Origin of the sequence: Luteitalea sp. (genome assembly GCF_044337415.1) — a bacterium.
GTDB lineage: Bacteria > Acidobacteriota > Vicinamibacteria > Vicinamibacterales > Vicinamibacteraceae > Luteitalea.
In genome coordinates, this window is sequence record NZ_JBIINP010000184.1 from 1 (window position 1) to 7635 (window position 7635).

The following is a 7635-nucleotide window of genomic DNA, read 5'->3' on the forward strand; positions in this document are numbered from 1 at the left end:
CGCCTTCTGCCCTGAGCCTTCAGTCCTGCCCCCGAGCCCCAAGCGCCAAGCCCCCAAGGCTGGCCCCCGAGCCCCGAGCCCCAAGCCCCTGACTCCCTGCCGACATTCGGAATTCGGCATCGCGGCATTGATAATGCTCCCCGCATGCCCCTCCCTCAGAAGACGCTGCTCATCGTGGACGACGATGAGGGGATGCGCGATACGCTGACGGCGATCCTGAAGCGGGAGTATCGCGTGATCACCGTCGCGACGGCCGAGGACGGGCTGTCGCGGCTGCGGCAGACGCGCGTCGACCTCATGCTGCTCGACGTCCGGCTGCCGGGCATGGGCGGCCTGGAGCTGCTGCGGCAGGTGCGCGAGCTGCACGACGAGGTCGAGGTGATCATGATCTCGGCGATCACCGACGTCGAGACCGCGGTGCAGGCGATGAAGCTCGGCGCCTACCACTACATCACCAAGGAGTTCGACTACGACGCCCTGCGCGCGCTGGTGCGCAACGCCAGCGAGCGCCAGGACCTGCGCAATCGCGTCGAGTCGCTGACGGCGCAGGTGCAGGCCCTCGACGAGGAGTTCGTCACGGGCACGAGCGCCGCGATGAAGACCGTGGTCAGCCTGGTCCAGAAGGTGGCGCCCCTGGACACGACGGTGCTCATCACCGGCGAGAGCGGCACCGGCAAGGAGATGCTGGCGCGCCGCATCCATGGCGAGTCCGACCGGCGCCGGGGCCCGTTCATTGCCGTGAACCTGGCCGCGATCCCGAGTGAACTGGTCGAGAGCACGCTCTTCGGGCACGAACGCGGGGCCTTCACCGGGGCCGTCCGCCAGCAGTTGGGCAAGTTCGAGCTGGCCAACGGCGGCACCCTGTTCCTGGACGAGATCGGCGACCTGCGCCTCGACCTGCAGGCCAAGCTCCTCCGCGCCATCCAGGAGAACGAGATCGAGCGCGTCGGGGCCCGCCACCCCCTCCGCGTCGACATCCGGCTGGTGGTGGCGACCAACGCCGACCTCTCGGAAGCGGTCCGCAGCGGCCGGTTCCGCGAGGACCTCTTCTACCGGATCAACGTCATCCCGGTGCGTCTCCCCGCCCTGCGCGACCGCATGGAGGACCTCGAGCAGTTGCTGGAGGTCTTCGTGCGCCGGTACGCGATCCGCTTCCGGAAGGCGGTGCGGGGCATCGAACCGTCGGCCTTCGCCGTGCTCCAGCGCTACCGGTGGCCCGGCAACATCCGCGAGTTGCAGAACCTGGCCGAGCGCATGGTCGCCGTGTGCGACAAGGGCGAAATCACCGAGGCCGACCTGCCCCTCGAGGTGCAGCTGGCCGCCCTCGACGCCCAGCAGGCCGATGCGACCGAGAGCCTGCTCGACCAGGCCGTGGCCGCCTTCGAGCGGAGCTACCTGCTGAAGGCCATCGAGAAGGGCGACTGGAACGTCGCCGCCACGGCACGCCAGCTCCGGCTCCCGCTCAGCACCCTCAAGCACCGACTGAGCCGGCTCGGCCTGAACGACGTCACGCGCCGACGACGGGACTCCTAGGCCCGTCGCCGACTCGGCCCGATCGCTGGCTGCCTGACATCTTTCGCTGTCGGCCTGCCGTCAGCGCGCTCGGAATCCGCACGCCCAGGCGGCCCGATCCGTGGCAGAAATCACCACCGGCGCCCGTCCGCCACCGCCCGAAAATCGCGGACATGTCCAGAAATGCCAGCGACTTGCCGAAATACCAACCATGATTGGTTCGGCTGGCACTCATCTGGCACATGCGGGCAGCGCCATGCGCGCGTCCCGGTTCACCCTGTCCACGCCACTCCCGGGGTCAGACGAGGTCTTCCTCTTCAACACCCTGACGGAAAGCCAGATCGTCGTGTCGCCCGACGTGGTCGATCTGCTCGCCCGCGTCGATGCCGGGGAACCGGTCGGTACGGCGGTCGGCACGCGCCAGGCCATCAGGCAACTGGCCGACATGGGGTTCCTGGTCGAGAGCGCCGAGGCGGAGACCCGGGCGCTGGAGGCGTTCTTCCGCGACATCCGCGAAGACGCGAGCCACCTGCGCGTCACCGTGCTGACCACCCTGCAGTGCAACTTCGCCTGCGACTACTGCATCCAGGGCGACCACGCAGACCATCACGCCCCGGACGGACGCATGTCGCTCGAGACCGCCGCCCGCGTCGGCGACTGGATCGAGCATCGGCTCGACGCCTTGGGCTCGCCCCGGTTCACGCTCACGTTCTTCGGTGGGGAGCCGCTGCTGAACCTGCCCGTGGTGTACGCGCTGGCCGAACGCGCCTGGAAGGCCTGCCAGGCCCGGCATGTGCAGATGACGATCAGCATCATCACCAACGGCCTGCTGCTCACCGAGGAGGTCGTGGATCGCCTGCTGCCGTTCGGGCTGGCGGGCATCAAGGTGACGCTCGACGGCGATCGCGTCACGCACGACCGCCTCCGCCCGCTCCGCGGCGGCCAGGGCACCTTCGATCGCATCATCGCCAACCTGCGGGTGGTGGCGCCGAAGGTCCGGGTGAGCCTCGGCGGCAACTTCGACGTCGAGAGCGTGGCCTCGTACCCGGCGCTACTGGAGTTCCTCAAGGCCCAGCCCTTCGCCGACCGGATCGCCAAGCTCACCTTCAAGCCGATCATCCGCGGCCCGAACACCGGGCGCGCCCTCGCCTCGTCGGTGGTCGACGGGCGCAAGGTGATTCCGCTGGTCGAGGCCGCTCGGCAGCCCGCGCTCGGCGGCACGTGCATGACCGCCGCAGGCGCCGGCTCGGGCTCGGGCGCCGCCCCGTGCGACTCCTGCGGACTGGCCGACGACGCGATGGGGCGCTTGCGGGAATTGACGCGCGCCGCCGGCTTCCACACGCCCGATGGCGTGCACATGGGCCCGTGCGAGTTGCACCGCCGTCACGCCAGCACCATCGGCCCTGACGGCTCGCTCTATCCGTGTCCCGGGTTCACCGGGGAGCCGGACCTGCGCGTGGGCCACGTGCTGCAGGAGCGTCACGACGCGCACCGCGCCACCCGCGAACGCTTCGACACGCACGCGCCCTGGCGCGCCTGTGGCGACTGTGCGCTCGTGCCGGTGTGCGGCGGCGGCTGTTCGGTGGCCGCGCACAACGAGCAGGGCGACCTCGCCCTCCCCAACTGTCACAAGCCGGCGATGCTCGCCGCGCTCCCCGAGCTGGCCGCCACGGCGGCCGTTCCCGCCTGACCGGCACTCGCCGGCAGCGTTTCAGAAAGAGAGCACTCTCATGACCATCCGAGTCGTCAAGCGTGGGTCCGTCAAGGACAAGCCGTACTGCCCCTTCCTCATCGACGTGCCGATCGAGGACGTGCCCGAGAAGTAGGCCACGCGCTGGCCCCCGCGTTTCGTGGCATGGTCGTGCGCCGCGGGCGCGGGTTCGTGATACAAGCAGCGACGGCGGCGATCCATCGATGCGGATGCCGCCGATCGCTGCGTGATCGCGCCCACCGAATGCCCACCCGGCGCTCGCGCCGTTACGCGACATGCCGCGCTCCTCGCGGTGGCATGCGCGTCGGCGGGCCTCATCACCATCGCGACGGGCGCCTGCCGCCGCGCGGCCCCCGTGCGGCCATCGTCTGCCCCACGCCACATCACGATTGCCCTGCCGAGCCGTGACGCGACCGACGGCCCGCTGCTCATCGGCCTCACGCAGACACGCCTGGTCAGACTCGACGCCACGGGCGCCGAGCAACCGGCCTTCATCGATCACTGGTCCGTGTCGGCCGACGGCCTCGTCTGGACGCTCGTGGTGCGCGACGACGAGCGCCTGCACGACGGGACACGCGCCACGGCCGCCGACGTGGCCACGCGCATCCGCGAAGCCGCGGCCTCTCCCGACGCCGGCCCCGGGCTGTGGCCCGTCGTCGCCGTGGAGGCGGTCGGCGACCATCAAGTCCGCATCCGCCTGAGAGAGCGCACGACGCTGCTCCTCGAGACCCTGGCGGTGATGGAAGCCCTCCCGGCCGGGGCCTACCGCAACACGGCCGAGGCGAACGCGCTGCCCATCCTTCGCGCCGTGGTCCGTGCCGGCGAGCCGCCGCCTGCCATCGAGCGCATCGACGTCACGCGATACGACACGCCGCGCGCCGCCGTCGCCGCCCTGCTGCGCGACGAGGTCGACGTGCTCTACGAGGTGCCGAGCGACTACCGGGCGATGCTCGCCGCCGACGGCGACGTGCGCCTCTTCCGGCACGTGAAGCCGTACGTCGTGACGCTCGGCCTGAACCATCGCCACCCGGTGCTCGCCCGCCGCGAGGTCCGCCTCGCGATGAATGCCGCCGTCGACCGCCGCGCACTCGTGGCGGCGGTGGCCGGTGGGGTCGGCGTCCCTGCCGCCGACCTGCTGTGGCACCAGCACTGGGCCCGTCCGCACGCCGACGACGAGCGCCTGCTGCGCCATGATCCGGCGGCGGCTCGCGCGTGGCTGAACTCGGCGGGGCTTCCCCGTGCGCGAGAGGCCGACGGCGTCGTGCGTCCGCGCTTCACGATCGGCTGCCTGGTGATCGACGACCCCCAGGCGGTGCAGGTCGCCGGGCACCTACAGCGCGCCTTCGCCGACGTGGGGATCGGCCTCGAACTCGAACTGGTGTCGCGGCAACAGTTCCCCGCGCGGCTGGCGGCCGGGCAGTTCGACACCTTCGTGTCGCCGATGGTCAGCGGCTACGGCATGGGCATGCCGTACCGCCAGTTCGCCGCCCACGATCATCCGCGCATCGTGGCCGACGGGTACACCGCCGGGGCGGCTGCTGCGGAAGCGATTCGCCTGGCCCCGTCGCGGGAGGCACTCGTCGCTGCCATCGCCGATCTCCACCGCGTGCTCATCGAGGACCCGCCGGCCGTGCACCTGTTCTGGCTGGAGACCAGTCGTGCCGTCGGTCGGCGTGTCACGGTGCCGGCCGCCGCCACCGGCGACGTGCTCGCCTCGCTGCCCCGCTGGGGCCTGGGGACGCCGCCATGATCCCGATCACGCGCCGCATGGCGTTGCTGGTGACGACGGCGGCCGTCGTCCCGCTGCTCGTCTTCGGCATCGTCGCCGGCCTGACGTTGCGCACGACGATGGCGAGTTCGGTGCTCGAGTCGCGTACCGCCATCGCTGCCCGCGCGGCCGACACGATCGGGCTCTACGTGCAGTCCACCGAGGAGCTGGTGCGTTCGGCTGCGGCCGACATCGTGGGCACGGGACTGACGCGCGCGCAACAGGATCGCGTGCTGCTGAACCACGCGACCATGGTGCGGCAGATCAGGTCGCTGACGCTGTACGACGACGAGGGGCGGCCGGTGGCGAGCAGCGACCTCGGGGGCACGCCACCGCCGCTGCCGCAGTTCATCAAGAGCGACATGGCCCTGCTCCCGGTGGACCTCGACGCCGATCAGTTGCCGCGCACGCGGATGACGCTGCGCCTCAACGAACCCCTCGCCCCCTACCTCGTGGCCGAGCTCAAGCTCGAGGAGCTGTGGCGTGTGGTGGACGGCGTCAAGGTGGGGGAGACCGGACGCGCGCTGCTCGCCGACGAGCGCGGTCGCGTGATCGCCGACGGCAGCGTCGGAGGGAAGGCCCGCATCGCGCGCGGCGAGCGGCTCGGCAATCACCCACTCGCGGCACAGCCGGGCCCGGCGCAGGCCCGCTACACGCGCGCAGACGGCACGGAGATGCTGGCGGTGTCGAGTCCGGCCGTGTCGCCCCTGGGCTGGCGCGTCATCATCGAGCAGCCCGTGGAACATGCCTTCCGTCCCGCGCGCGAGCTCGAGCGCCAGTTGCTGCTGTTCGTGACGCTGGCGCTGCTGGCCAACGTGGGCATCGGCATCTGGGCGGGCCGCTCGCTGCTGCGGCCGATCTCGGACCTGCTGGCCGGTATCCGCGCCATCGGTGAGGGCCGCCTCGACGAGCGCGTCCACATCACGCGCGACGACGAGTTCCGGCTGCTGGGTGATGCGTTCAACGCGACGGCCGATCGCCTCGGCGAACTGCAGCAGGCCGCGATCCGTCAGGAGCGGCAGGCGATGTTCGGCCGCATCGCGGCGGGCCTGGTGCACGACCTCTCGCATCCCATCCAGAACATCAACAACAACTGCAAGCTCGTGCTGCAGATGCACGACGACGCGGAGTACCGGGCGACGTTCGCGCGCCTGGTCAAGCGTGAGTTCTCGACGATCCAGCGGACGTTCGAGGACCTGCGCAACCTCGCGCGCCCGATCCCGCTCGAGCGGTTCGCGGTGGACACGGGCAAGCTCGCCCTCGACGTGGTCGAGCGGATGCAGTCGCAGGCGTCGGTGGCCGGGGTGACCGTGGCGGCAGGCGTGCTGCCGGCCCAGCCCGTCTACCTCGAGGGCGACCTGTTCGCGCTGGGCCGCGTGCTGCGCAACCTGGTGCTCAACGCGCTGCAGGCGACGCCGCCCGGCGGGCACGTGTGGATCGAGGTGACCGGCGACGACCGGCGCGCGGAGATCCGGGTGCGCGACACGGGCTGCGGCATCCCCGCCGATCGGGTGCAGGCCATCTTCGAGGACTTCGTCACCACGAAGCGTCGCGGCCTCGGTCTCGGCCTGGCGATCTCGCGGAAGATCGTCGAGCAGCTCGGCGGTTCGATCACGGTGGACAGCGTGGTGGGGGAAGGCAGCTGCTTCACGCTCGTGTTCCCACGGTTCACGCGGATCACGACGGGATGAAGAAGGGCTGCGGTCCAAGGGGCTGCAGGCTGCCTGTTGGCCTGCAGGCTGTGGCCGTGCTGAAACGAAAAGCCCCGCGGGACGGGTGTCCGGCGGGGCTTCGCTGGTTCCTCGTGAGCGCGTGGGCGCGCTCGGGAACCCGGCACACTACTTGCGCGGCATCACGGCGTCCTTCATGGCCTTCACCACGGTCGCCTTCACGCGCGTCTTGGCCGGGATCTTGATCGGCTCGCCGGTCGCCGGGTTGCGGCCCATGCGGGCCTTGCTCTTGCGCACCGAGAGCTTGACCACGCCGGGGAGCGTGAACTCGCCCGAGCGCTTGAGTTCCTTCTCGGAAAGCGCCGCGAGTTCGTCGAACCAGTCACGCACCTCCGTGCGCTTCACCTCGAACTTGTCAGCGAAGTACGCAAAGAGCGCCGACTTGGTCATCTTCTGGGCCGTGGCCATCCGCTTGTCTCCCCAATTTCACGCGCGCGAATTCTGGAAGCGTGCCGAGAAGTCGTGGCGCGCGTGTCACGATTTCTGGCGAAAAACGCAATGGGTGCCAATGCTAGCGACACCCGCAGCAGGTGTCAATTGGGCAGAAATGGCCGAACCGTGCGATGTACACTCGCTGCATGGCCAGTGGTGGCATCGAGATTTTTCCCAATCCCCGTCCGGGTCGTCCCTACGAGATCGACACGCGTTGTCCCGAGTTCACGTCGATGTGCCCGAAGACGGGCTTGCCCGACTTCGGCGAGATCCGCGTGACGTACGTGCCCGACGAGACGTGCATCGAGTTGAAGTCGCTGAAGTACTACCTGCTCGAGTACCGCAACAAGGGCGTCTTCTACGAGGCGCTCACCAACCAGATCCTGGATGACCTGGTGGCGGCGTGCTCGCCCGTACGCATGACGGTGGTGGGCGACTTCACGCCGCGCGGCGGCATCCGCACGACGGTCACGGCGACGTAC

6 protein-coding genes are annotated in these 7635 nt (G+C 70.1%); 5 read left to right on the forward strand and 1 reads right to left on the reverse strand.

Features of this window, described 5'->3' with window-relative positions; translation table 11 throughout:
- The first annotated feature begins 144 nt into the window (after nt 1–144).
- The 4 genes from ACIRDX_RS18385 (at nt 145) to ACIRDX_RS18400 (ending at nt 6682) form a co-directional block, all read left to right on the forward strand.
- Nucleotides 145–1533 carry a sigma-54-dependent transcriptional regulator gene (locus tag ACIRDX_RS18385; RefSeq protein WP_396626893.1) on the forward strand — a complete coding sequence of 463 codons (1389 nt, stop codon included), beginning with the start codon at nt 145–147 and terminating at the stop codon, nt 1531–1533.
- Nucleotides 1534–1768: 235 nt separating this feature from the next.
- Nucleotides 1769–3202, forward strand: coding sequence for a radical SAM protein (locus tag ACIRDX_RS18390; protein WP_396626894.1), 1434 nt, complete (start codon nt 1769–1771; stop codon nt 3200–3202).
- A 313-nt stretch (nt 3203–3515) separates the two neighbouring features.
- Nucleotides 3516–4973: an ABC transporter substrate-binding protein gene (locus tag ACIRDX_RS18395; RefSeq protein WP_396626895.1), complete on the forward strand. Its 1458-nt coding sequence runs from the start codon at nt 3516–3518 to the stop codon at nt 4971–4973.
- The gene (locus ACIRDX_RS18400; RefSeq protein WP_396626896.1) at nt 4970–6682 is read left to right on the forward strand and encodes an ATP-binding protein; all 1713 of its coding nucleotides are present in this window, start codon (nt 4970–4972) and stop codon (nt 6680–6682) included. Before ACIRDX_RS18395 ends, ACIRDX_RS18400 begins: the two co-directional genes overlap by 4 nt.
- A 147-nt stretch (nt 6683–6829) precedes the next feature.
- Here the strand turns inward: ACIRDX_RS18400 and ACIRDX_RS18405 are convergent, their stop codons facing one another.
- A complete protein-coding gene (locus ACIRDX_RS18405; RefSeq protein ID WP_396626897.1) occupies nt 6830–7129 on the reverse strand; it encodes an HU family DNA-binding protein in 300 nt (99 codons plus the stop codon).
- 170 nt (nt 7130–7299) lie between these two features.
- On the opposite strand from ACIRDX_RS18405, the gene queF reads away from it, so the two are divergent.
- A partial coding sequence (gene queF, locus ACIRDX_RS18410; protein ID WP_396626898.1) for a preQ(1) synthase occupies nt 7300–7635 on the forward strand: 336 nt, incomplete at its 3' end.

Coding starts and splice junctions, on each gene's coding strand:
- ACIRDX_RS18385 (WP_396626893.1), top strand. CDS start 145: ATGCCCCTCCCTCAGAAGACGCTGCTCATCGTGGACGACGATGAGGGG.
- ACIRDX_RS18390 (WP_396626894.1), top strand. CDS start 1,769: ATGCGCGCGTCCCGGTTCACCCTGTCCACGCCACTCCCGGGGTCAGAC.
- ACIRDX_RS18400 (WP_396626896.1), top strand. CDS start 4,970: ATGATCCCGATCACGCGCCGCATGGCGTTGCTGGTGACGACGGCGGCC.
- ACIRDX_RS18405 (WP_396626897.1), bottom strand. CDS start 7,129: ATGGCCACGGCCCAGAAGATGACCAAGTCGGCGCTCTTTGCGTACTTC.